This window comes from Kitasatospora sp. NPDC051853 (assembly GCF_044452665.1).
GTDB lineage: Bacteria > Actinomycetota > Actinomycetes > Streptomycetales > Streptomycetaceae > Kitasatospora.
This window is the reverse complement of sequence record NZ_JBITBY010000003.1, coordinates 117765-142144: the sequence shown is the minus strand read 5'-3', so window position 1 is coordinate 142144 and position 24380 is coordinate 117765. Positions and strand designations below refer to the sequence as shown.

The following is a 24380-nucleotide window of genomic DNA, read 5'->3' as shown; positions in this document are numbered from 1 at the left end:
CGCGCGTCCGGGGAGCGGGGTCAGCCGGTGGCGACGCCGCCCCAGTCGCTCCAGTAGCCGAAGCCGGAGGTCTCCTGGCGGGGCGCCGGGAAGGCCTCGGCCGGGGCGGTCCAGAAGCCCTCGCGGAGCGAGAGGGCCATGCCGGCCCAGTCGAGGGCGGTCTCGACGGTGTGGTGCAGGGCCTCCTGCGACCAGGTGTCGTCGAAGACCAGCGGCAGCACCGGGGCGACCTGCTCGATGGTGGCTATCAGCGGGTTGTGGGTGATCGCCTCGTCGACCAGCAGCACGATCGGCTTGCGCAGCGAGGAGGCCCAGCCCAGCTCCAGCGCGACGCCGGCCGAGAGCGGGGCACCGACGTAGGCGAAGACCAGGTCGGCGGTCTGCAGTGCGCGGAAGTCGGACGGGACGCGGGGCTCGGGGGCGCGGCCGTTCACCGTCCAGGCGTCGCTGTGGTGGGCGCTGTACACGGCGGCGCCGCTCTTCAGCAGGGTCGAGCGCAGGGTGGTCAGCCGGGTGCGGCTGGCCAGCGTCACCACGCTGTCCGCCGGGCCGGTCAGCCGCATGAGCGGCGCGGCGAGGAACACCCGGGCGCGCCGACCCTCGGGGGTCTGAACGGCGCGGTTGCGCAGGTAAGGCTCACTCATGACGACTCCGGGGGAAGGTCGGTCCGTGAGCTGGGGCTCCGGGCCGGTGGTGAGGTCAATAGCCCGACTGCTGCTCAGTCGGCTGCTCCGGGGGGTCGATGACTACATTGATTGGACATTGGCAAGTTTTCTGGGGTGCAGCGACACCATCGAGAGCGAACTGATCGTCCATCGTTCGGAGTGTCGGCGTCCAGGTTTCCGCAGTGGCATCTGACTGCCTGGCAGGGAGATGACGCACTCGGGTAGGTGCGCCAGGTGACACCGGAGTCTGCCGTGCGGCATCATGTGCACGATTGTGCTAACCATCGGCATTCGTTCGGAGTGCGGAAGTTCTTTTAGAAGGGGTGGAGCATGTCCCGCATACACCGTTTTGTCCGCAAGTCAGTTCTTCCGCTCGTGATCGGCGCGGCTGCACTGTTCGGCGCGTACTCCGCTGCGGGCGCCGACGCCGCAGGGACCTCGCCGAGCGCTGCCAAGGTCGCCATCACGCAGGCTGCCGACGACATCAGCTGGACCTGAGCCCCGGCGGACGGGTGGCCCCCGGACGCGGGGACAGGGTCCCTAGGGCGCTTCGCCCTGGGGTGCCGGGGCTGCCGCTGACCGGCCGGACCGTTCAGCGTTCACCGAGATCCTCATGGGAGGCCCGGGCGAGGACGTAGCCGAGTTGGAACAGGGAGTCGACGTTGTAGTCTTCCCGCATCTCGGCTATGTGGCGCGCCAGCGTGCGCTCGCTGATCCCGAGCCGACGTGCGATCACCCTGTGGTTGGTGCCCGCCAGCATGAGGTCGATGATCGTCTGGCGCAGACCTGACACCACCTCCTGCGGCACCGTGCGGTCGCCCTCGAACGCCAGCGCCCGGTTCCAGTTCCGCTCGAACACTTCCTCCACCAAGTAGTCGATCACGGCCTGGTCCCGGATGAACGCGGCGAGGCTCAGGTCGTCCGCCACCGGGATCACGGCCACCTTGCGGTCGATCACGATCAGCCGGGTGTACGGCTCGTCCAGGGTGCGGAACTGGCCACCGGCTTTCGCGAGGGTGGCCACGTAGTCCCTGGTCGGCTGGTGGTAGCGGGTGCTCGGGTGGTAGATCGTGCGCATCGTCGCGCCGCGCCGCAGTGTCTCGAGGTCCCGGTCGATGGTCCCCGCGAGGGTCTCGGGCGGCCGCGGGCCCCCCGGTTGCAGTGCCAGTGCCTCTTCCATGCCGGCCGCGGCGGTCTGCGCCAGGCGCTGATTGATGAGGACCTTGCCGCGGACGTACTCGATCTTGCCGCCCACCTGCTCCGGAGTGTGGAACGCCTCCGCCAGCTCGTGCAGGTCCGCAGGAAGGGCCACTGCGTGAGCGAGAAGATCGAGTGCCTGGCGCTGCCAGGTATTGCTGAGTGCCGTACCCAACTGCTTCGGATCTACGGCAATGAGCACGTCAGGATCGTCGCTGTCCGGAACCAATAGCCCGATATTCAACAACTCGGCGAGCGCCTCATTCTCGCTCGGGCCCACCTTTTCCCTATTCAACTGCCCCTTGTCCCGGATGGCGGCCAGGTAGAGCGAGCGGGCATCGGAGGAGAGGATGTCAGGCCGCCCGGAGGTGGAGCCGAGCTGCTCCCGACCACTCATCTAAGGCTCCTCGTGATCGTCCGAACCCCTGCCGATACGTGCTTCCACGGATCACGATCCTAGGACGTACGTGCCCCTCGTGCTGCCCGTCGCCGAATGCTGGTCAGGCGGTGCACCCCGCACTATTCCATTCCGCCCCGGCCGTTGGTACCCCTCTGATGGGAGGGGTACCAACGGCCGGGGCGGAACAGGGCCTACCGCTTCGGACGCCACACCACCAGGGCGCTGGACTGCTGGACCTGCTGGTAGGGGACCAGGTCCCGGCGGTAGGAGGCGTGCACCGCGGCCTCCCGCTGCTGGAGGGCGGCGGCCGCGCCCTCCAGGGCGTCGACCATCTCGGTGACCTTGGACTGGAGGGCGGCGACCTGGTTCTCCAGCTCGATGATCCGCTTGATGCCGGCCAGGTTGATGCCCTCGTCCTGGGAGAGGCGCTGGACCTCGCGCAGCTGCTGGATGTCCCGGGCCGAGTAGCGGCGGCCGCGGCCGGCGGTGCGGTCGGGGCAGACCAGGCCGAGGCGGTCGTACTGGCGCAGCGTCTGCGGGTGCAGACCGGAGAGCTCGGCCGCGACCGAGATCACGTAGACCGGGGTGTCCTCGGTCAGCACGTAGTGGGTCGCGCCCACCCGGGGGCGCGGGGCGCCGCCGGGGAGGCCCTCGCCGAGGCCGGGACCGATCGGAGGGGTCGGGCTCATCTGGTCATCACGCTCCCTCTGCCGCCTTGAAGAGGGCGGCTCGCGGGTCGTCCGAGGCGGTGGCCTCGCGGTACTGCTCCAGGGCGGCGAGGGCCTCGTCGTCCAGGTGCTTGGGGACCACGACCTCCACGGTGACCAGCAGGTCGCCGCGGGTGCCGTCCTTGCGGGTGGCTCCCTTGCCACGGGCCCGCAGGGTGAGTCCGTTGGCGCTCCCGGCCGGGAGCTTCAGCTTCACCGAGGGGCCGTTCAGGGTGGGCACCTCGATGGTGCCCCCGAGCGCGGCTTCGGGGAAGGTGACCGGCACGGTGACGGTCAGGTTGTCCGCCTTGCGGCCGAACACCGGGTGGGCGTCCACGTGCACGGTGACGTAGAGGTCGCCGGGCTGGCCGCCCCGCTCGCCCTGGGCGCCCTTGCCCTTGAGCCTGATCCGCTGGCCGTCCTGGACCCCGGCCGGGATGCGCACCTGCATGGTGCGGGCCGAGGAGGCCCGCCCGCTGCCGTGGCAGACCGTGCAGGGGTCGTCGACCAGCATGCCGCGGCCCTTGCAGTCCCGGCAGGGCTCGGAGAGCGCGAAGGCGCCCTGGCCCCGGCTGACGGTGCCCGCGCCGACGCAGGTGGGGCAGACCCGGGGGGTGGTGCCGGCCTTGGCGCCGGTGCCGGAACACGCCCGGCAGGCGGCCTGGCTGGTCATCCGCAGCGGCACGGTGGCGCCGTCCACGGCCTCCTCGAAGGCCAGCGTCACCTCGGTCTCGACGTCCGCGCCGCGGCGCGGCTGGGGCTGCCGGGGCCCGCGGTTGAACAGGCCGCCGAACAGGTCGCCGACCCCGCCGCCGCCCGCCTGGCCGCCCGCCCCGCCGAACAGGTCGCCGAAGTCGAAGCCGCCGCCCTGCTGGCCGCCGGCCCGGAAGCCGCCGTTGCCGAAGAGGCTGCGAGCCTCGTCGTACTCCTTGCGGCGCTTGTCGTCGGAGAGGACGTCGTACGCCTCGGAGATGTCCTTGAACTTCTCCTCGGCCTTGGCGTCACCCTTGTTGGCGTCCGGGTGGAACTCGCGGGCGAGCTTGCGGTACGTCTTCTTGATCTCGGCGGTGGTGGCGTCCTTGGGCACGCCGAGGACCTTGTAGTAGTCCTTCTCCACGTAGTCCTTCGCGCTCATGGCTGCCGCCACCTCCCGTGGCTGTTCCGTACTGGGTCGGTCGGGGATACGGCACTGCGGAGCCGCCCGTCGTCCAGGACGACGGACGACTCCGCAGTGCGTGCCGTGTCAGCTCTCCGAGGCACCGTCGGCCTTGTCGGAGTCCGACGAGTCGGCATCCGCGGCGGCGGTGGTCTGGGTGCCCGGCTGGGGCTCCGCCACGGCCACCATCGCCGGGCGGATGATCCGCTCGCCGATCCGGTAGCCGGGCTGGAGGATCTGCACGCAGGTGTCCTCGGTGACGTCGGAGGAGTAGCTGTGCATCAGCGCCTCGTGCAGCGTCGGGTCGAAGGGCTCGCCCTCCTTGCCGAACTGCTGCAGCCCGAGCTTGGCCACGACCGTCTCCAGGCTGTCGGAGACGGACTTGAACCCGCCGGTGACCTCACCGTGCTCGCGGGCCCGGCCGATGTCGTCCAGCACCGGGATCAGGGCCTCCAGGATGTTGGAGACCGCGATCTCACGGACCGTCAGACGGTCCCGCTCGACCCGCTTGCGGTAGTTCTGGTACTCCGCCTGGAGGCGCTGGAGGTCACCGGTGCGCTCGGCGGCCTCCCGCTTGGCGGCGGCCAGCTCGTCGCCGCCCGCAACGGCCTCCTCGGCGGCCTTGAGCACGGCCTCCTCGGCGGAGTCGTCGCCGGGCTCGCTGCCCTGCGGCTTCTCCGTCATGCCGACGCACCGCCCTTGGGCTTCTCGTCGTCCACGATCTCGGCGTCGACGACGTCGTCGTCCTTGGCACCGGCCGCACCGGCGTCACCGGCCGGGGCGGCACCCGCGGCGTCGTTCTGCGCGTACAGCGCGGCGCCGAGCTTCTGGGCGGTGGTGGAGACCTTCTCGGTGGCCTCGCGGATGGCCGCGATGTCCTCGCCCTTGAGGGCTTCCTTGAGCTCGCCGATGGCGGTCTCGACCTCGGTCTTGACGTCGGCCGGGAGCTTGTCGGTGTTGTCCGCGATGAACTTCTCGGTGGAGTAGACCAGCTGCTCGCCCTGGTTCCGCGTCTCCACGGCCTCGCGGCGCTTGGTGTCCTCCTCCGCGTACTGCTCGGCCTCGCGCATCATGCGCTCGATGTCGTCCTTCGGCAGCGCGGAGCCACCGGTGACGGTCATCCGCTGCTCCTTGCCGGTGCCCAGGTCCTTGGCACCGACGTGCATGATGCCGTTGGCGTCGATGTCGAAGGTGACCTCGATCTGGGGCAGGCCGCGCGGGGCCGGCGGCAGGCCGGTCAGCTCGAACATGCCGAGCTTCTTGTTGTACGCCGCGATCTCGCGCTCGCCCTGGTAGACCTGGATCTGCACGGACGGCTGGTTGTCCTCGGCCGTGGTGAAGATCTCGGACCGCTTGGTCGGGATCGTGGTGTTGCGCTCGATCAGCTTGGTCATGATGCCGCCCTTGGTCTCGATGCCGAGGGACAGCGGGGTGACGTCGAGCAGCAGGACGTCCTTGACCTCGCCCTTCAGGACACCGGCCTGCAGCGCGGCGCCGATGGCGACGACCTCGTCCGGGTTGACGCCCTTGTTGGCGTCCTGACCGCCGGTCAGCTCCTTGACGAGCTCCGCGACGGCGGGCATGCGGGTGGAGCCGCCGACCAGGACCACGTGGTCGATCTCGGACAGCGCGATGCCGGCGTCCTTGATGACGTTCTGGAACGGGGTCTTGCAGCGCTCCAGCAGGTCCGCGGTCAGCTGCTGGAACTGGGCCCGGGTGAGCTTCTCGTCCAGGTGCAGCGGGCCCTCGGCCGAGGCGGTGATGTAGGGCAGGTTGATCGAGGTCTCGGAGGACGAGGAGAGCTCGATCTTGGCCTTCTCGGCCGCCTCGCGCAGGCGCTGGAGCGCCATCTTGTCCTTGGAGAGGTCCACGCCGTGGCCGGCCTGGAAGACCTTGACCAGGTGGTCCACGACCTTCTGGTCCCAGTCGTCACCACCGAGGTGGTTGTCACCGTTGGTGGCCTTCACCTCGACGACGCCGTCGCCGATCTCCAGCAGGGAGACGTCGAAGGTGCCACCACCGAGGTCGAAGACCAGGATGGTCTGGTCGTCCTTGTCCAGGCCGTAGGCCAGGGCGGCGGCGGTCGGCTCGTTGACGATGCGCAGGACGTTGAGGCCCGCGATCTCACCGGCCTCCTTGGTGGCCTGGCGCTCGGAGTCGGAGAAGTAGGCCGGGACGGTGATGACGGCGTCGGTGACCGTCTCGCCCAGGTACGACTCGGCGTCCCGCTTCAGCTTCTGCAGGATGAAGGCCGAGATCTGCTGGGGGTTGAAGTCCTTGCCGTCCAGGTTGATCTTCCACCCGGTGCCCATGTGGCGCTTGACCGAGCGGATGGTGCGGTCGACGTTGGTGACCGCCTGGCGCTTGGCCACCTCGCCGACCAGGATCTCGCCGTTCTTGGCGAAGGCGACGACGGACGGCGTGGTCCGGGCGCCCTCGGCGTTGGTGATGACGGTGGGCTCACCGCCTTCGAGAACGCTGACGACCGAGTTCGTCGTACCGAGGTCGATGCCGACCGCGCGTGCCATCGTGAATACCTCCGGGAAGAAGTTGAGCTTTACGGACTCAAGGATGCACGGCCCTCCGGGGAGAGTCAACTGCCATGAGTGGATCGGGCTCAACTTTACTGCGCGCTTATGTCGACCCCTGCTCCGAGCGGGTGAGTCCGCCCTTAGTGACAGCCGCCATACCCGGTGCGTCTTCTGAACAGGTGTTAACGCGCGGTAGTCTCCGGGCCGTCGGCCCTGAAAGTTACTGATGAGTACACTCAGGGGGAGCCTGCACACATTCCAGCCGCTGGAGACGGAGAGCCGATGCAGCTAGCAGCGATCGTCATCTCGCTGGTCACCTTCGTGATCGGCACCGCGCTCGCCGCCCGGGCGGCGTTGTACATCTACAAGGTGGTGCGCACCGGCGCCGCCGACAGCACCCGCTTCGGGCAGCCCGCCCAGCGCGTCGCCACCGTGGCCAAGGAGTTCTTCGGCCACACCAGGATGAACCAGTGGGGTGTCGTCGGCATCGCCCACTGGTTCGTCGCGGTCGGCTTCTTCTCGCTGGTGCTCACCCTGGTGAACGCCTTCGGACAGCTCTTCGACGCCGAGTTCGTCCTGCCGGTCATCGGCCACTGGCTGGTGTGGAACGTCTTCGTCGAGTTGATCGGCACCCTGACCACGCTGGGCATCCTCACCCTGATGGTGATCCGGCTGCTCAGCCTGCCCTCCCGGGCCGGCCGCAAGTCCCGGTTCGCCGGCTCGATCGCCTGGCAGGCCTTCTACGTCGAGTACACGATCCTCGGCATCGGCCTGTGCATCATGATGCTGCGCGGTCTGGAGGGCGCCCTCGAAGGCGTCGACTCCTTCGACCCGGCGTACCTGGTCTCGTACCCGATCGTCGCGGCCTTCCGCGGCGTGGCCACCGGCACCCTGGAGAACCTGGTCTACCTGTTCGCGATGCTGAAGATCTGCATCTCGTTCGCGTGGGCCACCACCATCGGCATCAACCCCTCGATGGGTGTGGCCTGGCACCGCTTCCTGGCCTTCTTCAACATCTACTTCAAGCGCGAGGAGGACGGCGGCACCGCCCTCGGCGCGCTCCGTCCGATGACCAGCAACGGCGCCCCGATCGACTTCGAGGACCCGGCCGAGGACGCCGTCTTCGGCGTCTCCCAGGTCGAGCACTTCGCCTGGAAGGGCATCCTCGACTTCTCCACCTGCACCGAGTGCGGCCGCTGCCAGTCGCAGTGCCCCGCCTGGAACACCGGCAAGCCGCTCTCCCCGAAGCTGCTGATCATGAGCCTGCGGGAGCACGCCTTCGCCAAGGCGCCGTACCTGCTGGCCGGCGGCGGCAAGGACATGGAGGGCAACGAGCAGGCCACGCCCGAGCAGCTGAAGGACGTCCCGGCGGCCGCGCTGGCCGAGGCCGAGCGCCCGCTGATCGGCACCGCCGAGGAGAACGGCGTCATCGACCCGGACGTCCTCTGGTCCTGCACCACCTGCGGTGCCTGCGTCGAGCAGTGCCCGGTGGACATCGAGCACATCGACCACATCGTCGACATGCGCCGCTACCAGGTGATGATCGAGAGCAACTTCCCGACCGAGGCCGGGACCATGCTCAAGAACCTGGAGAACAAGGGCAACCCGTGGGGCATGGCCACCAAGGCCCGCCTGGACTGGGTGAAGGAGCTCAAGAAGGAGACCGGCATCGAGGTGCCGGTGATCGGTGAGGACATCGACCCGGCCGAGGTCGAGTACCTGTACTGGGTCGGCTGCGCCGGCGCCCTGGAGGACCGGGCGAAGAAGACCACCAAGGCCTTCGCGGAGCTGCTGCACACGGCGGGCGTGAAGTTCGCCATCCTCGGCAAGGAGGAGACCTGCACCGGTGACTCCCCGCGCCGCCTGGGCAACGAGTTCCTGTTCCAGATGCTCGGCGCGCAGAACGTCGAGACGCTGAACGCCGCGCTGGAGGACGCCCCCACCAAGCGGATCGTGGCCACCTGCCCGCACTGCTTCAACACCATCGCCAACGAGTACCCGCAGCTCGGCGGTCACTTCGAGGTGATCCACCACACCCAGCTGCTGCAGCACCTGATCGACGAGGGCAAGCTCCTCCCGGTCAACCCGGTCGAGGGCCTGATCACCTACCACGACCCCTGCTACCTGGGCCGCCACAACAAGGTCTACACCCCGCCGCGCGAGATCATGGACAAGGTCCCCGGTCTGCGCCAGCAGGAGATGCACCGGCACAAGGAGCGCGGCTTCTGCTGCGGCGCCGGTGGTGCCCGGATGTGGATGGAGGAGCGGATCGGCAAGCGCATCAACACCGAGCGCGTGGACGAGGCACTGTCCCTCAACCCGGACATCGTCTCCACCGCCTGCCCGTTCTGCCTGGTGATGCTCTCCGACTCGGTCAACGGCAAGAAGAACGAGGGTGCCGCCAAGGAGCACCTGAAGGTGGTCGACGTGGCGCAGCTGCTGCTGGACTCCGTCAAGGCGCAGCCCGCCGACCCGGAGCCGGTCGAGGCCTGAACCCCGGCCTGACCCCTCGTCAAGGACCTGGCCCCGGCCGCCCCCTCCGGGCGGCCGGGGCCGGGTCGTTCCCCACGCACTTCGACGGCTCGGCGCTTCGGCCCCTGGGCGATGGCCGGGGCATGTCCGTCGGCGCCGGTGGTGAACACCCGGAGGAGGTTTCGTGCCGCTTCCGCCGCCCCGGGCCGGGCCACAAGGCCCGCTGGGCGGACGGCAGTTCCGCCGCCGCCACCGCACGGACCCTCCGGGGGAGGACGCGGCCGGTCGGCCGCCGGAGACCGCTGACCGGGGTGTACGACGTCGGGACGACGCCCGTTCACCTGTCCGTGGACGGGCCGTCGGCCCGGAGAACCGGTGCGTACGCGGCCTGGTTGCTGCCCTGGCCGGTGGCGCACCCGGGGTGTCGGGTGGTACGTATCGGACCCCCGTTGGAACGGGGGCGGTTTGGAACGAAATACAGTAGGCGTCGAACTCGTGGACCACGAGCGGACGACAGTGACAACGTCACCTCGCGACCCGGCGGGGCGGACGGCAACGGAGCAAGGGGAGAAGCGCGACCATGACCGAGGCGATCATGCTGGTCGGTGGCAAGGGCACACGACTGCGCCCGCTGACCACCCACACCCCGAAGCCGATGCTGCCCGTCGCGGGCGTCCCGTTTATCGCCCACCAGCTGGCCCGCGCGGCCGCTGCCGGGGTCACCCGCGTGGTGCTGGCCACCTCGTACCTGGCCGAGGTCTTCGAGGAGCACTTCAAGGACGGCAGCCCGTACGGGCTGGAGCTGGTCTACCTGACCGAGGAGGTGCCGCTGGGCACCGGCGGTGCGATCCGCAACGCCGCCTCGGGCCTGACCTGCGGTCCGGACGAGCCGGTCCTGATCTTCAACGGCGACATCCTCTCCGGCCTGGACATCGCGGCGCTGCGGGACGGCCACGTGGCCGCCGGCGCCGACGTCACCCTGCACCTGACCCGGGTCGAGGACCCGCGTGCCTTCGGCCTGGTGCCGACCGACGAGCAGGGCCGGGTGCTGGAGTTCCTGGAGAAGCCGGAGACCCCCGAGCAGATCGTCACCGACCAGATCAACGCCGGGTGCTACGTGTTCACCCGATCGGTGATCGACCGCATCCCGGCCGGCCGCGAGGTCTCGGTCGAGCGCGAGACCTTCCCCGAGCTGCTGGCCACCGGTGCGCTGGTGCGCGGTGTCGTCGACACCTCGTACTGGCTGGACCTGGGCACTCCGGGTGCCTTCGTGCGCGGCTCGGCCGACCTGGTGCTCGGCAAGGTGGACTCCCCGGCCGTCCCCGGCGAGACCGGTGAGGCGCTGCTGCTCCCGGGTGCCGAGGTGGCCCCGGGCGCGGTGCTGAGCAACGGCACCGTGGTCTCCGAGGGTGCGGTGGTCAAGGGCGGTGCGATCGTCGAGGGCAGCGTGGTCCTGCCCGGCGCGGTGATCGCCGCCGACGCCTACGTGAAGGACTCCATCGTCGGCGCGTACGCCACCGTCGGGGAGCGCACCTCGCTGGACGGCGCGGTGATCGGTGACGGCGCCACCGTCGAGGCCGACAACGAGCTGCCGACGGGCATCCGGATCGCCTGCGGCACCCTGCTGCCGGTCGGTGCCGTCCGCACCACCGCCGGCCCGGGCGGCTGCCCGGCCGGTGAGACCTCGGCCGCCGTGGTGCACGGCCAGGCGGCCGCGGCGCGCTGATCCCGCGCTGACGGTCCGTCGGCTCGGCGCGGGGTCACAGCACTGCTGCAATCCCGCGCCGAAGCCATGATCAACCGACGTGCGGTCAGCTCCAGCGGGTACCTTCGTGCCGTGGCTGGCAACGCATACGACAACGGTGAGGGCGCCGTCGACCCCCGGCAGGGCTGGGGGGCGGCGCCAGGTGGGCAGGGTGCTCAGGGAGCACCGGGCCCGCAGGGTCCTCAGGGTTCCCAGGGCCCGCACGGGTACGCGCCGACGGGGGAGCCCGAGTTCTTCACGGCTCCGCACCCGGCCTACCCGCAGCAGGGGTACCCGCAGGCGCACCCCGGGTACCCGCAGCCGGAGTACCCGGAGTCCGGGTACCCGCAGCAGGGCTACCCGGACGGCGCCTACGGGACGGACCAGCCCGGGCACACCCGGGCCTTCTCGGTCGACGAGGAGCAGCACTACGCCTCCGCCCCGCAGGGCGACAACGTCGCCACCTACCGGGCCGGCGGCCAGCAGACCCCGCGGGCCGGCGGCCCGCGCCCGGTCTGGAAGGAGCTGCTGACCGGCATCTACCGGGCCCCGGCGGCCACCTTCGACCGGGTCCGCGACCACCAGGTCTGGCTGCCCGCGCTGACCGTCTCGGTGCTGTACGGCGCGCTCGCCGTGCTCGGCCTCGGGGCGACCAGGGACGACGTCTTCGGCTCCACCTTCTCGGTGGCGCTGTCGGCCATCGCCGGTTCGGCGGTCGCCTTCACCCTGGCCGGGGCGATGCTCGGCGCGGTCACCTACGGCCTGGCCCGCCAGCTCGGCGGGGACGGCCCGTGGCCGTCCACCATCGGCCTGGCGGTGCTGATCGGCTGGACCAGCGACGTGCCCCGCCTGCTGCTGGCCCTCTTCCTGCCCGCCGACAACATGGTGGTGCAGGTGGTCGGTTGGGCCACCTGGCTGCTCTGCGCCGGGCTGCTGACCACCATGGTCCGCCGGATCCACGACCTGCCCTGGGGCAAGGCGGCCGGTGCCGCCGCCATCCAGCTGCTGGCCCTGCTGGTGCTGATCAAGCTGCCGACGCTGGGCTGACCCCTCCTTCCACCCCTCCTTCCGCCCCTCCCACCCCGATGCACGTACGGAGCCACCGCATGACCACCCTCCCCACCACCCGCGTCAGCTTCCCGGCCGGGGAGGTGAACGGCTCCTCCACCGTGCTGGCCGTCCACCCGCTGGCCGACGGCCGGTACGCGGTGGTCACCGAGGAGAGCCCGTTCCACCCGCTGGACCACACCTGGCCGGACCAGCCCGCCGACCTCGGCACCCTGACCGTGGACGGCACCGCCCACCCGGTGGTGGACTGCCTGACCGGCGGGTACGGCCCCGAGGGCGAGTTCCTGGTCGGCGCCGAGATCCCGGTGCGGCGCGGGGACGAGGCCTGGTCCTGGCTGGTGCTGCACGTGCTGGACGGCGACCCGGGCGCGGTCACCGGCCGTCCGGTGGAGCTGGCGGTGGACCCGCTGCGGCGGGCGCTGCTCTCCTCCGCGCACAGCGGCTGCCACCTGCTGGCGCTGGCCCTGAACGAGGCGCTGGCCCCGCGCTGGCGCAAGGACCCGGGCCGCTCCGACGCCTTCGGCCACCCGGACTTCGACAGCCTGGCGATGGCCTCCTCGGTGATGGACACCGAGGCCTCCACCGACACCTACCGGCTCGGCAAGTCCCTGCGGAAGAAGGGCTTCACCACCGAGGCCGCCGAGGAGCTGCCCTCGCTGGCCGAGGCCCTGCCCGCGGTCACCGAGGCGGTCAACGCCCGGCTGGCCTCCTGGGTGGCCGCCGACGCCGCCGTCCGGATCGACGTCCCCGGCCCCGAGCTGACCGCCCGCCGCCAGTGGCACGCCGAGCTCCCGGAGGGCGCGGCCACCATCGCCTGCGGCGGCACCCATCTCCACCACCTGGGTGAACTGGCCGAGCTGCGCACCGAGTTGACCCTTTCGGAGGACGGCAGCGAGCTGGTCGCCGTCACCCGCCCGAAGCGGGCCTGAACAGCACGGAGGGGCGGCCACCGGTTTCCCGGCGGCCGCCCCTCCGTCGTTCTCAGACCTTGGTGCGGTGGAAGTTCAGGTAGGAGCGCGAGGCCGTCGGACCGCGCTGGCCCAGGTAGCGCGAGCCGTAGCGCTCGGAGCCGTACGGGTGCTCGGCGGGGGAGGAGAGCCGGAACAGGCAGAGCTGGCCGATCTTCATCCCCGGGTAGAGCTTGATCGGCAGGGTGGCCACGTTCGACAGCTCCAGGGTCACGTGACCGCTGAAGCCCGGGTCGATGAAGCCGGCCGTGGAGTGCGTCAGCAGGCCGAGGCGGCCGAGGCTGGACTTCCCCTCCAGGCGGGAAGCCACGTCGTCCGGGAGGGTGATGACCTCGTACGTGGAGGCCAGCACGAACTCGCCCGGGTGCAGGATGAACGCCTCGTCACCCTCCGGCTCCACCAGCCGGGTCAGGTCGGGCTGCTCCTCGGCCGGGTCGATGTGCGGGTACCGGTGGTTCTCGAACACCCGGAAGAACCGGTCCAGCCGGACGTCGATGCTGGAGGGCTGGATCATCGTGGGGTCGAACGGGTCGATGGAGACCCGGCCCTTGTCGATCTCGGCGCGGATGTCAGAGTCGGAGAGAAGCACGACACGAGACTACGTGAAACCGCCCCGTGGGCCTCATCGAGCCCACGGGGCGGAAGGCCGCACGGTGGTTCAGGCGAGGAACTCCACCGCCTCCCGGCGCAGCGCCCGGTCCACCTGCGCACCCGTCAGCTCGCTCAGGTCGGCCAGCACCGAGCTGCGCAGCCGCCCGCACTGCGGACAGCGGATCAGCCTGCTCTTGCCCAGCCGCCCCGCCCCGAGCGTCCGCATCGGAAAACCGGCCGTGCTGAACAGGTGCCCCTCGGCACACCGGACGACGGTACGCTGCTCCATCGCGATCCCCTTCCCAGGCCCACTCCGAACCTGCGTCACATTAGGGGATCTACCGGACATTCCACACGGCAACGCGCCGCCTCTTCCGGGTACGGCGCGGACAACTCCGCAGATGGGGTAGAGTGTTGGTCGACCGGCCCGTCCCTGACGGATCGTCAGTGCGGACGTAGTTTAATGGTAGAACAGGAGCTTCCCAAGCTTCTAGCGCGAGTTCGATTCTCGTCGTCCGCTCCACTGAAGCCCCAACCGGAACGAGCCGGTTGGGGCTTCTTCGTGTGTCAGGGGGCGTTGCGGAGGGCGGCGATCCGCTGGGTGATCTGGATTGCGGCCGTGTTTCCTCCGGGCGGATCAGATGACCGCCGGGGCGTCAGGTCCCCGGCACGCGCACACGGTGGGGGGTGGGCCGGGGTGGTGGCAAATGGGTTTCGCGAACACAGGGGGCATTTCGGCGCAGTCCCGGCCATGAAATGGATCACAGGTGGCCGGCCGCCGGGCCGGGCCGTCCCGCCGTGGTCGGAGGGCTCGCGGCGGGACGGCCCGGGGTTTCGCCGTTGCCGGGTGCGGGTCAGTGGTATGCGGAATATCAACTCCCTTGTGGTGCTGCCTTGTTCGAGGCCTGACGAGCACCTGACGGAATCGCTCCGCGGGCTTGGCCCCCCCGTGTACGAACGCCGTTGAATCGGCCTACGCGGCCCGTCGGGGCCATCGGAATCGTGAGGAGAACCGGGATGGCTTCCACCGTCGGCGTTGGTGAGGGTGTGCACGCAGGTGCCGCCGGTGAGTTCGTCCTCGGCGGGGACCTGACGATCCGTCGGATGGGGTACGGCGCGATGCAGCTGGCCGGTCCGGGGGTCTGGGGGCCGCCGCGGGACCGCGAGGCCGCGCTGGCCGTGGTCCGCCGTGCGCTGGAGCTCGGGGTGAACCACATCGACACCAGTGACTACTACGGCCCGCACGTGGTGAACGGTGTCATCAAGGAGGCCATCCACCCGTACCCCGAGGACCTGGTGATCGTCACCAAGGTCGGTGCCCGGCGCACCCCGGAGAAGGACTGGCCGGCCGCGCTGAAGCCGGCCGAGCTGGTGCAGGCGGTGCACGACAACCTGGACCACCTGGGCCTGGAGCGGCTCGACGTGGTCAACCTGCGGATCGTCGAGGAGGGCGGTGGCCTCGGGCCGGAGGACTCGATCGAGGAGCCGTTCACCGCGCTGGCCGAGCTGCGCGAGCAGGGCAAGATCCGCCACCTGGGCGTGAGCAACGTGACCGTGGCGCAGTTCCGGGAGGCCCGCTCGATCGCCCCCGTGGTCTGCGTCCAGAACGAGTACAACGTGGTCCGCCGGGACGACGAGGAGCTGCTCCGGCTGGCCGCGGCCGAGGGCATCGCCTACATGTCCTTCTTCCCGCTGGGCACCTACACCCTGCGGCACGAGAAGCCGGCCGGCGTGGACGCCAAGGTGCCGCTGGCCACCCCGCTGGACAACCGCGCGCTGGACCTGGTCGCCGAGCGCCACGGCGCCTCCGCCTACCAGGTGGCGCTGGCCTGGCTGCTGCACCGCTCGCCCAACCTGGTCTGCATCCCCGGGACTTCCACGGTCGCGCACCTGGAGCAGAACGTGGCGGCCGCCTCGATCCGGCTCACCGCCGAGGACCTGGCCGAGCTGGACACCCTGCAGGCCTGAAATACCGATCTTTCCGGCGGACGATCGGATTTCCGGTCACCGGTCACCGGAAGCTGATGGAGTATTCGCCGCCGCTTTCCCCGGCATTTCCGGACCGTCGACGATTGACGGCATGGAGAAGATGACGCAGGAGGAGTGGCGCGAGTTCGTCGCCGCCGGGACCAGGACCGGCAAGCTGGCCACCGTCCGGCCGGACGGGCGCCCGCACGTGGTGCCGGTCTGGTTCGTCCTGGACGGCGACGAACTGCTGTTCAACTGCGGCCCGGGCTCGGTCAAGGGCCGCAACCTGCTCCGCGACCCGCGGGTGACCGTCTGCGTGGACGACGAGCAACCGCCGTTCGCCTTCGTCCAGTTGGAGGGCGAGGCGACCGTCGACGAAGAGCCGGCCGCGCTCCGGCACTGGGCCGGGGTGATCGGCGGCCGGTACATGGGCGCGGACCGGGCCGAGGAGTTCGGCGCCCGCAACGGCGTCCCGGGCGAATGGCTGGTCCGGGTCAAGATCAACAAAGTGATCGCATCGCGCGGCATCTCCGACTGAGGGGACCGCACCGCATCAGGCGGTGACGCGAACCGTCCTGACCTCCCGTTTCGACCACGCGAAAGGTACTCGCCCGATGTCCTTGCTGGACGAATCGACCGCTCAAGCGGCCGGTGCCGGAACGGAGTTGCGGATGACCTCCCGCCAGCGGGCGGTCCTGCTCCTGCTGCTCGGCTCGGCCTTCCTGCTGGCCGCCGACTTCTCGCTGCTCAACGTGGCCATCCCGGCGATCGGGTCGGGTCTCGGCTTCTCCGTCGAGAACCTCCAGTGGATCGCCACCTCCTTCGCCATCACGGCGGCCGGCTTCACCCTGCTGTTCGGCCGGGTCGGCGACCTCTACGGCCGCCGCCGGTTCTTCCTCGGCGGGATCGCCCTGCTGGTGGCCGCCTCGGTGCTCGGTGGTGTCGCCACCACGCCCGAAGTCCTGATCGCCGCACGGGTGTTGCAGGGTCTGGCGACCGCGATCGCCACCCCGACCGCGCTCTCGCTGCTCACCATCGCCTTCCCCGAGGGCCCGCTGCGGGCCAAGGCGCTCGGCCTGAACGGCGCGATGATCGCGGCCGGCTTCACGGTCGGCGCGGTGGTCGGCGGTCTGCTCACCGCGCTGCTCAGCTGGCGCTGGGCCTTCCTGATCAACGTCCCGGCGGGCCTGGCGATCCTGATCGCCACCCCGCTGCTGCTCTCCGAGAGCCGGGCGTCGGACCGGGCCAAGCTGGACGTGCCGGGTGCGGTCACCGTCAGTCTGGGCCTGGTCTCGCTGGTCTACGGGGTCTCCCGGGCCGGTGAGGAGGGCTGGAGCGACCCGGCCTCGCTGGTCCTGATCGCGGTCGGCGCGCTGCTGCTGGTGGCGTTCTGGCTGATCGAGCTGCGCGCCAAGGCGCCGCTGGCCCCGGTCCGGATCCTGCGCAAGCCCACCGTGCTCTGGGGCAACCTGGGCGGCTTCGTCACCATCACCATGCAGACCGCGGTGATCTTCCTGATCACGGTCTACCTGCAGAAGGTGCTCAACTACTCGGCGCTGAGCACCGGTCTGGCCTTCGGCGGGCTCGGTGTGGCCTCCTTCCTCGGCGGGGTGCTGGCGCCCAAGGTGATCGGCCGGTTCGGCAACCGCAACGGCCTGTTCGCCGGCATGCTGATCCAGCTGCTGGCCGCGGCCAGCCTGTACCTGATCGGGGAGAGCCGCAGCGGCTTCGTGCTGGTGCTGGCCGCGCTGGCGGTCGGCGCCTTCGGCCACCTGACCGCCGTGGTCTCCTACATGGTCACCGCCACCTCCGGCCTGCCCAACGAGGAGCAGGGCCTGGCCACCGGTCTGGCCACGATGGCCCAGCAGGTCGCGCTGGCGGTCGGCATCCCGGTGATCAGCGCGGTGGCCGCGACCCGGATCCACGCGCTGGAGGCCACCGAGTCGGCCACCCGTGCGGTGCTCGGCGGTGTCCGGCTGGCGCTGCTGATCGACGCCGGGGTGGTGCTGATCGGCGCCGTCCTGGTCTGGTCCTTCCTGAAGCGGGCGGAGGCGGCGCGAGCCGAGTGACGTCCCCGATTCGGGCCGGGCGGGTGCACCCAGGTGCACCCGCCCTTCCGGCCGTCCGGCCGAACTCCCATTCCTGACAACCGAGATGAGTGACAGCATGCAGTTCGGTCTGTTCACCGTCGGCGACCTGACCGCCGATCCGCACACCGGCCGGCCGCCGACCGAGCAGGAGCGGATCAGGGCCACGGTGGCCATCGCCCGCAAGGCCGAGGAGATCGGTCTGGACGTCTTCGCCACCGGCGAGCACCACAATCCGCCGTTCGTCAGCTCCTCGCCGACCACGCTGCTGGCGTACATCGCCGCGCGGACCGAGCGGATCATCCTCTCGACCTCCACGACGCTGATCACCACCAACGACCCGGTGAAGATCGCCGAGGACTTCGCGGTGCTGCAGCACCTGGCCGACGGCCGGGTGGACCTGATGATGGGCCGTGGCAACACCGGCCCGGTCTACCCGTGGTTCGGCAAGGACATCCGCCAGGGCATCCCGCTGGCGATCGAGAACTACGCGCTGCTGCACAAGCTCTGGCGCGAGGAGTCGGTCGACTGGAAGGGCCGCTTCCGCACCCCGCTGCAGGGCTTCACCTCGGTGCCCCGCCCGCTGGACGGCGTGCCGCCCTTCGTCTGGCACGGCTCGATCCGCAGCCCCGAGATCGCCGAACAGGCCGCCTACTACGGCGACGGCTTCTTCGCCAACCACATCTTCTGGCCGACCCACCACTTCCAGCGGCTGATCGAGCTGTACCGGACCCGCTACGCGCACTACGGCCACGGCCGCCCCGAGCAGGCCCAGGTCGGCCTCGGCGGCCAGATCTTCATCGGGAAGAACTCCCAGGACGCGATCCGCACCTACCGGCCGTACTTCGACAACTCGCCGGTCTACCGCGGCGGTCCGTCGTTGGAGGAGTACATGGACCAGACCCCGCTCACCGTGGGCAGCCCGCAGCAGGTGATCGACAAGACCCTCACCTTCCGCGAGCACTTCGGCGACTACCAGCGGCAGTTGTTCGTGATCGACGGCGGCGGCATCCCGCTGGAGGTGGTGCTGGAGCAGCTGGAGGTCTTCGGCGAGGAGGTCCTGCCGGTGCTGCGCAAGGAGTTCGCGGCCGGCCGCCCGGCGGACGTCCCGGCCGGCCCGGTGCACCCCGCGGCCCGCTGAAGCAGTGACGACGGTGCCCTCCCCGGACTTCCGGGGAGGGCACCGTCGTGGTCGGGGGAGCTCAGCCGCGGATGACGGTCTTGCTCCGCATCAGGAACTCGCCGAGGAAGCCGTCGTGCGGCACCCCGGGCTCCATCCAGTACGTGGGGTGGTCCCCCAGGTAGAGGTTGCTGACGGTCGGGTCGTCCATCAGCCGGTCGATCAGGCCCTCGTCCTTGGTGTAGGCGTTCAGCACCAGGGAGTTGCGCAGCGGGGCCACCCCGTCGGCCGGCGTCCAGGGCGCCACCCAGACGCACGGGAAGCCGAGTTCGATGTCCAGCTGCCCGCTGTCCCAGCGGTCCAGCTGACGCACCGAGGGGGTCAACGCGGCGCTGCCGTCGCCGAGTTCGGCCACCACGCCGTCACCGCCGAGCCAGGCGCGGGTGCCCTTGGCCTGGCTGAGCAGGTAGTCGGAGACGGCCCGGGCGGAGTCGGCGCGCTGCACCGGCAGGACCGCGTCCGGGTGCTCCGGCGGGAGCACCGGGATGGCTGCCAGCCGTTCGGCGATCGCCTCGGCCAGCGGCGCCGGGTCGCCCTCGACCAGGACGGCGGTGGTGTTGATGCACTTCACCCCGCCGTGGTGGCTGATCGAGTCCACGATGGTGTCCAGGTGGTCCCGCCAGTCCGTGTCCGCCGTGATCAGCGTCTTGGACCGGCCGGGGCCCTGGGCCAGCATGGTGGTGTCGGTGGCGTACTTGCGCACCACGGCGTCGCCGCCGTAGACGATGCCCAGGTCCGCCCCGCGCAGCACCTCGTCGGCGCCGTCGTGGTCGGTCGGCAGCAGCACCACCTGGTCGTCCCCGAAGCCGGCCTGACGGAGCGCCATGATCAGCCGGTGCGGGGTCAGCGGCTCGCGCCGGGACGGCCGGACGGCGATCCGGTAGCCGAGCGCCAGGGCCTCCAGCCAGAGCGCGTGCGGCGCCGGGTGGTTGCCGGCCGCGTGCACCGCGAAGACCTCGCCGCGCCTGGTCCACACCGCCCGCCCGGTCCGGGTGAGCGGGTCGCGCCAGTCGGCCACCGCGCTGCCGGGGCGGGCCTGGAAGGTGGCGTAGTGCGCCTTCAGCGCGGCGTCGTGGATCTCGTCGGCGGCGTCGCGGACGGCCTGCCGGGAGACTCCGGAGACCCGGCTGACCGCGTACTCGTACGCCTCGTACGACAGCCCGGCCACCTCGCCGTGCCGGAAGATCTCCGCCCCCTCGGCCAGCGCGGCCAGCCGGCGCTCGGCCGGCAGGCTGGTCGCGGCCCGCAGCGCGGACATCGCCCTGGTCACGAACAGCCGTGGCACGATGCTGAGTTCGGCGAAGGTGGCGCCCGTCACGTCGGGGATCGCGGACCGCTTGCGGGTCCGGTAGGCCCCGGCCGGGCCGAGCGCGTCGATGGCGATCGGCTCGGTGGTCATCAGTAGACCCCCTCGATCACGGTCTCGTTGTCGAACTCCTTGACCGGGGCGACGTCGGCGATCGAGTCGCCGATCTGGCCCTCGACCGGAGCGATCCGGGTCGCGTAGTCGCGCTCCAGGTTGTTCGGCAGGAACAGGCTCTTGCCGACGTAGTGCATGACCACCCGGCCGCGCTCGCCGTACGGCACCGGCTCGCCGGTCTCCTCGTCGATCACCCGGTAGGTCATGTACGGGGAGAACGGGTCGTAGACGCAGGGCTCGTCGTCGGTCAGGCCCGGGCGCTCGGTCACGTGGCCGAGCGTCATGGTGTTGCCGAAGCCGCTGACGAAGACCGTCTCCGGGAACAGCTCGGTGCGGTAGAGGTCACGGGTGTCGGGGTCGAGCTGGGTGCCGACCCACATGATCGCCTTGACCTTCTTGCGGACCAGCGCGACCAGGTCGTCCCGGCGGCTGAGCTTCTCCAGGGTCGGCGGGGTGAGCATCAGCACGCCCACCTCCTGCGACTCCAGGGTGAAGGCCAGCTGGTCGATCAGGTGCTCGGTGTACAGCTCGGCCTCGGCCTTCTCGCCGCGGCCGATCAGCTTCTTCACCCAGCGCGGGTCGACGTCCACGGTGAACGCCAACCCGCCCCGGCGGCGGACCAGTTGGTGGAAGGTCTCGCCGACCATGTGCGGGCCGGACGGGATCACCATCAGCCAGTTCACGCCCTGCGGGACGCCGTGCGCGTCCAGTTGGGCGCTGCTGTGCTCGACCAGGACGTCGGCCCACTCGCGCAGCATCACCACGCGCTTGGGGGCGCCGGTGGTGCCGCCGCTGTCGTAGATGCCGGTGATCTCCGGCTTGGGGCCGTAGCCGCGCGGGATCAGGTCCTCGACCGGGACGTCGCGGAGCTGGTTGGCCACGTTCGGGAACCGGGACAGGTCCTCGAAGGTGCGGATCTCGGTCAGCGGGTCGAAGTCGAGGGTCTCGGCGATCCGGAGCCAGAACGGGGAGCCGGTGGCCGGCTCGAAGTGCCACTTGAGGGCGGCACGCAGGAACTGCTCCGGCTCGGGGCGGACGTCGAACGGCAATTCGAGGATCGGGTCAGGGGCGGACAACTCAGTGTTCCCTTCGGCAGTACCGCGATCGGTTTCGCGTGGTGTGGATGGGCTCAGCGGGGGGTCGGGACGGGCCGGTCGACGATCTCCAGGACCACGGAGGTCCAGTTGAAGCCGCCGCCGATGCCGGTCATCAGCACCCGCTGACCCGGTTCGAGCCGCCCCTCGTGGGCGAGTTGGTCGAGTGCGCCGAACTGGTCGGTGGCGCCGACGTGGCCCACCTCCAGGGCCCAGCGCCAGGGGGTCCGCTCCAGGTCGATGCCGAGCGGGTCGAGGTTCTCCCGCTTCACCATCTCGACGCCGAAGTTGGGCATGATCACGTGCTCCGCGTCGGTCGGCCGGATGCCGGCCTCGGCGCAGGCCGCCGTCGCGGTCCGGACCAGCGCCGCGTCCATCAGCTCCACCACCCGGGACAGCGGCAGCTCGCGGGCCGCGAAGTCCTTGGTGCGGTCGATGATCCGGACCGGGTGCTGGGACGGGTCGGAGTTGGGGGTGAACGGCAGGCTGCCGCGCTGCATGCCCTCCAGCTCCGGGTGTGCCACGGTGACCGAGGAGACCAGCTTGGCGAAGCCCGGGCGGCGGGAGAGCACCAGGGCGCTCGCCCCGTCCCCGAAGATCAGGCCGGGGTGCATGTGCCAGCGGTCCCAGACCGGGGCCTCGAACCGGTCCGAGGCGGTGATCAGCGCCGCGTTCCGGTCGGTGCCGCCCTGGAGGAAGCCGGCCGCCAGCTCGATCGAGCCGACCGCTCCGTTGGAGAGCTGCCGGATCTCGAAGGCGGTGCCGTTGCCCCCGATCAGGTGGTGCTGCAGGTAGGAGCCGACGTTCCACCCGTCCAGCCCGTTGAACCCGGCGGTGGCGTGCAGCAGCAGGCCGAACTCCTCGTCCGCCAGGCCGGACTGGCCGAGCGCTTGGCGTCCGGCCCGGACCGCCATCTCGGGCTGCGAGTCGTCCTCGCCCGCGATGGCCACGCTCACCATGCCGGTGCGCTCCTGCAGCTCCGCCTCGTAGTGCCCCTCGGAGACCGCCTGGTCCACCGGGAACGGCTTCGGGTACCAGGAGCCCACCCCGTTGACGTACAGGCCGTGGTACTTCATCTCACTGACCTCCCTGGTGAGCCGGGCTCACTGCCCGGCCGGGACGGCGGCCGCCAGCTGGCGGAGCACCTTCTTGTCGATCTTCCCGACGGCCGTGTACGGCATCTCGGCGACGACCTCGATCCGCTCCGGGACCTTGAACGCGGCCACCTGGTGCCGGGCGAACAGCTGCTTCAGGTCGTCCAGTTCGAGCGCGCCGCCCGGGTGCAGGGTGACGTAGAGGCAGACCCGCTCGCCCATCACCGGGTCCGGCGCGGCCACCGCCGCCGCCTCGGCCACGTGGTCCAGCAGCAGCACCAGGCGCTCCACCTCGTCGGCCGAGATCTTCTCGCCGCCGCGGTTGATCAGGTCCTTGATCCGGCCGGTGACCACGAAGTTGCCGCTGGCCGGGTCGATCCGGACCACGTCGCCGGTCCGGTACCAGCCGTCGGCGGTGAAGGCCCGGGCGTTGTGCTCGGGGGCGTTGAAGTAGCCGCGCGGGGTGTACGGGCCGCGGGTGAGCAGCTCACCGGACTCGCCGGCGGGCACCGGCCGTCCGTCCTCGTCCACGATCAGGACCTCGTCGTGCGGGCTGATCGGCCGGCCCTGGGTGGTGGCCACCACCTCGGGGTCGTCGTCGAAGCGGGTGTAGTTCAGCAGGCCCTCGGCCATCCCGAAGGACTGCTGCACGTGGCAGCCCAGCTCCTTGACCGCCCGGTGGTGGTCCTCCGGGGCGAACAGCGAGCCGCCCACCTGCACCAGCTTCAGGCTGGACAGGTCCGGCTCGAACTCCGCGACGGCGGTGGTCCAGTGCTGGACCACGGCCGGGACGGCGGCCACCGTGGTGACCCTCTCCCGGGCGATGGTCGCGAAGGCGGTCCGGGGCGACGGGGTGGGCAGCATGACGACCCGTCCGCCGACCATCAGGGTGCCCAGGATGCCGGGGGAGGCGAGCGGGAAGTTGTGCCCGGCGGGCAGTGCCACCAGGTAGACGGTGTCCTCGTCGAGCCCGCAGACCGCACCGCTCTGCCGGGCGTTGTACTCGTAGTCGTTGTGCGTCCGGGCGATCACCTTGGAGAGGCCGGTGGTGCCGCCGGAGAGCAGGAAGACCGCGACGTCGCCCGGGTTCGGGGCGGCCGCGTCCAGGCGGGCGCGTCTGGCCGCCACGTCCCCGGTCACCGCGGTGAGCGAACGCAGGTCCACGTTCCCGGGGTTGACCTCGGTGCCGGAGACCAGGGTCAGACAGGGCCAGTCGAAGCCGGCCGAGACCCGGGCGGCCAGCGCCTGGTGGTCGTAGCCGCGGCAGAGGTCCGGGACGGCGATGGCCGCCACCCGGGTGTGCCCGCCGACGCCGGAGAGCTCGTAGTCGCGGTGCGCCGGCAGCATCATCACCGGGGCCACGCCGAGCCGGAAGCAGGCCAGCAGCAGGACCACCAGCTCCCAGCTGTTGGGGAGTTGGACCAGCAGGTTGTCGCCGTCCTTGAGACCCTGCCCCGCCAGGTTCTCCGCCAGCGCGTCGGCGGTCTCCGCCAATTCCCGGTAGCTCAAACGGCGTTCACCGTCGACGAGGGCAATTCGCCCGCCCCGTTCTTCGGCCCACTGCCAGAGCAGCGCACCGAGGGGCTGCTCCCGCCAGTAGCCCTCGGCGACGTAGGTGACCTCGGCCTCCTTCGGCCATGACACCACTCCGACTCTTTCCATGCTCTGCGTCCCCTTCGCTGAGGCTTTTCCACCCGAGGGTTATCCCCGCGCCCCGAGCATCGTTCCCCCCACCTTCAGCTGCAATGCGACAGTATTAAGTATGTCATTTTGACATGGCATCATAAGGAAATACTCTTTATGGAAACGAAAAAGGGCCGCTCGGAAACGGCGGTCCCGGTTTCTTTTTGGCGCTCGGAAGGTCGATTCCTCACAGGATCGGCACAGGTCGGGCACGTGCGCGGGCGGGAAAAGCAAGAAGCGGGGGGGGGCGGCCGAACCGGCGCCCCCCCCGCTGCGGGGGCGGGGGGCTTTGGCGGGGTGAGGTAGCGGCCCGCGCGCCCCACAGCCCCCGGGCGCGCTGCAACCCCCCGCGGGC

General features: G+C 70.6%; 20 protein-coding genes, 1 tRNA gene and 1 pseudogene. 10 read left to right on the top strand and 12 right to left on the bottom strand.

Annotated elements, in window-relative coordinates; all coding sequences use genetic code 11:
- Window positions 1-20 precede the first annotated feature (20 nt).
- Window positions 21-644, bottom strand: a complete 624-nt coding sequence (locus ACIA8O_RS09640) for a hypothetical protein (RefSeq protein ID WP_396293083.1) — start codon at window positions 642-644, stop codon at window positions 21-23.
- Window positions 645-995: 351 nt separating this feature from the next.
- Between ACIA8O_RS09640 and ACIA8O_RS09635 the strand changes: the two genes are divergently transcribed.
- Window positions 996-1163 carry a hypothetical protein gene (locus ACIA8O_RS09635; protein WP_396293081.1) on the top strand — a complete coding sequence of 56 codons (168 nt, stop codon included), beginning with the start codon at window positions 996-998 and terminating at the stop codon, window positions 1161-1163.
- 94 nt (window positions 1164-1257) lie between these two features.
- Here ACIA8O_RS09635 and ACIA8O_RS09630 read toward each other — a convergent pair whose 3' ends face one another.
- From ACIA8O_RS09630 to dnaK, 5 genes are all read right to left on the bottom strand, one after another.
- Window positions 1258-2259: a hypothetical protein gene (locus tag ACIA8O_RS09630; RefSeq protein WP_396293080.1), complete on the bottom strand. Its 1002-nt coding sequence runs from the start codon at window positions 2257-2259 to the stop codon at window positions 1258-1260.
- 194 nt (window positions 2260-2453) lie between these two features.
- Entirely contained in the window at window positions 2454-2951 is a 498-nt protein-coding gene (locus ACIA8O_RS09625) for a heat shock protein transcriptional repressor HspR (RefSeq protein WP_396293078.1), read from the bottom strand.
- Between the two features lie 7 nt (window positions 2952-2958).
- Complete coding sequence (dnaJ, locus tag ACIA8O_RS09620) at window positions 2959-4104, bottom strand: molecular chaperone DnaJ (protein ID WP_396293077.1); 1146 nt, start codon at window positions 4102-4104, stop codon at window positions 2959-2961.
- A gap of 108 nt (window positions 4105-4212) precedes the next feature.
- Complete coding sequence (gene grpE, locus ACIA8O_RS09615; RefSeq protein ID WP_396293076.1) at window positions 4213-4809, bottom strand: nucleotide exchange factor GrpE; 597 nt, start codon at window positions 4807-4809, stop codon at window positions 4213-4215.
- Entirely contained in the window at window positions 4806-6653 is a 1848-nt protein-coding gene (gene dnaK / locus ACIA8O_RS09610) for a molecular chaperone DnaK (RefSeq protein ID WP_396293075.1), read from the bottom strand. The genes grpE and dnaK overlap by 4 nt, the downstream gene beginning before the upstream one ends.
- A 285-nt stretch (window positions 6654-6938) precedes the next feature.
- On the opposite strand from dnaK, the gene ACIA8O_RS09605 reads away from it, so the two are divergent.
- From ACIA8O_RS09605 to ACIA8O_RS09590, 4 genes and pseudogenes are all read left to right on the top strand, one after another.
- Complete coding sequence (locus tag ACIA8O_RS09605; RefSeq protein ID WP_396293074.1) at window positions 6939-9149, top strand: (Fe-S)-binding protein; 2211 nt, start codon at window positions 6939-6941, stop codon at window positions 9147-9149.
- A 559-nt stretch (window positions 9150-9708) separates the two neighbouring features.
- A pseudogene (locus ACIA8O_RS09600) lies at window positions 9709-10773 on the top strand (sugar phosphate nucleotidyltransferase); the annotation flags it as partial.
- A 192-nt stretch (window positions 10774-10965) separates the two neighbouring features.
- Window positions 10966-11919, top strand: coding sequence for a Yip1 family protein (locus tag ACIA8O_RS09595; RefSeq protein ID WP_396293073.1), 954 nt, complete (start codon window positions 10966-10968; stop codon window positions 11917-11919).
- 59 nt (window positions 11920-11978) lie between these two features.
- Window positions 11979-12869: a metal-dependent hydrolase gene (locus tag ACIA8O_RS09590; protein WP_396293072.1), complete on the top strand. Its 891-nt coding sequence runs from the start codon at window positions 11979-11981 to the stop codon at window positions 12867-12869.
- A 52-nt stretch (window positions 12870-12921) separates the two neighbouring features.
- On the opposite strand, the gene dcd is transcribed toward ACIA8O_RS09590, so the two are convergent.
- Window positions 12922-13497 (bottom strand): dCTP deaminase, encoded by a 576-nt coding sequence (gene dcd / locus ACIA8O_RS09585; protein WP_396293070.1) that lies wholly within the window; start codon window positions 13495-13497, stop codon window positions 12922-12924.
- Window positions 13498-13566: 69 nt separating this feature from the next.
- Window positions 13567-13788, bottom strand: a complete 222-nt coding sequence (locus tag ACIA8O_RS09580) for a hypothetical protein (protein ID WP_396293069.1) — start codon at window positions 13786-13788, stop codon at window positions 13567-13569.
- 160 nt (window positions 13789-13948) lie between these two features.
- Here ACIA8O_RS09580 and ACIA8O_RS09575 point away from each other — a divergent pair.
- From ACIA8O_RS09575 to ACIA8O_RS09555, 5 genes are all read left to right on the top strand, one after another.
- Window positions 13949-14022, top strand: a tRNA-Gly gene (locus ACIA8O_RS09575).
- Between the two features lie 494 nt (window positions 14023-14516).
- Window positions 14517-15467, top strand: a complete 951-nt coding sequence (locus ACIA8O_RS09570) for an oxidoreductase (protein ID WP_396293068.1) — start codon at window positions 14517-14519, stop codon at window positions 15465-15467.
- Window positions 15468-15579: 112 nt separating this feature from the next.
- Complete coding sequence (locus tag ACIA8O_RS09565) at window positions 15580-16005, top strand: PPOX class F420-dependent oxidoreductase (protein ID WP_396293067.1); 426 nt, start codon at window positions 15580-15582, stop codon at window positions 16003-16005.
- Window positions 16006-16138: 133 nt separating this feature from the next.
- On the top strand, window positions 16139-17536 hold the full coding sequence (locus ACIA8O_RS09560) for an MFS transporter (protein ID WP_396293066.1): 1398 nt from the start codon (window positions 16139-16141) through the stop codon (window positions 17534-17536).
- Window positions 17537-17633: 97 nt separating this feature from the next.
- On the top strand, window positions 17634-18695 hold the full coding sequence (locus ACIA8O_RS09555) for a CE1758 family FMN-dependent luciferase-like monooxygenase (RefSeq protein ID WP_396293064.1): 1062 nt from the start codon (window positions 17634-17636) through the stop codon (window positions 18693-18695).
- A 61-nt stretch (window positions 18696-18756) separates the two neighbouring features.
- Here ACIA8O_RS09555 and ACIA8O_RS09550 read toward each other — a convergent pair whose 3' ends face one another.
- Genes ACIA8O_RS09550 through ACIA8O_RS09535 form a run of 4 tightly spaced genes read right to left on the bottom strand, consistent with a single transcriptional unit; the run spans window position 18757 to window position 24004 of the window.
- Window positions 18757-20133 carry an aldehyde dehydrogenase family protein gene (locus ACIA8O_RS09550; RefSeq protein WP_396293063.1) on the bottom strand — a complete coding sequence of 459 codons (1377 nt, stop codon included), beginning with the start codon at window positions 20131-20133 and terminating at the stop codon, window positions 18757-18759.
- Window positions 20133-21230, bottom strand: coding sequence for an AMP-binding protein (locus ACIA8O_RS09545; RefSeq protein WP_396293062.1), 1098 nt, complete (start codon window positions 21228-21230; stop codon window positions 20133-20135). The genes ACIA8O_RS09550 and ACIA8O_RS09545 overlap by 1 nt, the downstream gene beginning before the upstream one ends.
- Window positions 21231-21283: 53 nt before the next feature.
- On the bottom strand, window positions 21284-22324 hold the full coding sequence (locus ACIA8O_RS09540; protein ID WP_396293061.1) for a ketoacyl-ACP synthase III family protein: 1041 nt from the start codon (window positions 22322-22324) through the stop codon (window positions 21284-21286).
- Window positions 22325-22351: 27 nt separating this feature from the next.
- A complete protein-coding gene (locus ACIA8O_RS09535; protein WP_396293060.1) occupies window positions 22352-24004 on the bottom strand; it encodes a (2,3-dihydroxybenzoyl)adenylate synthase in 1653 nt (550 codons plus the stop codon).
- Between the last annotated feature and the right edge of the window lie 376 nt (window positions 24005-24380).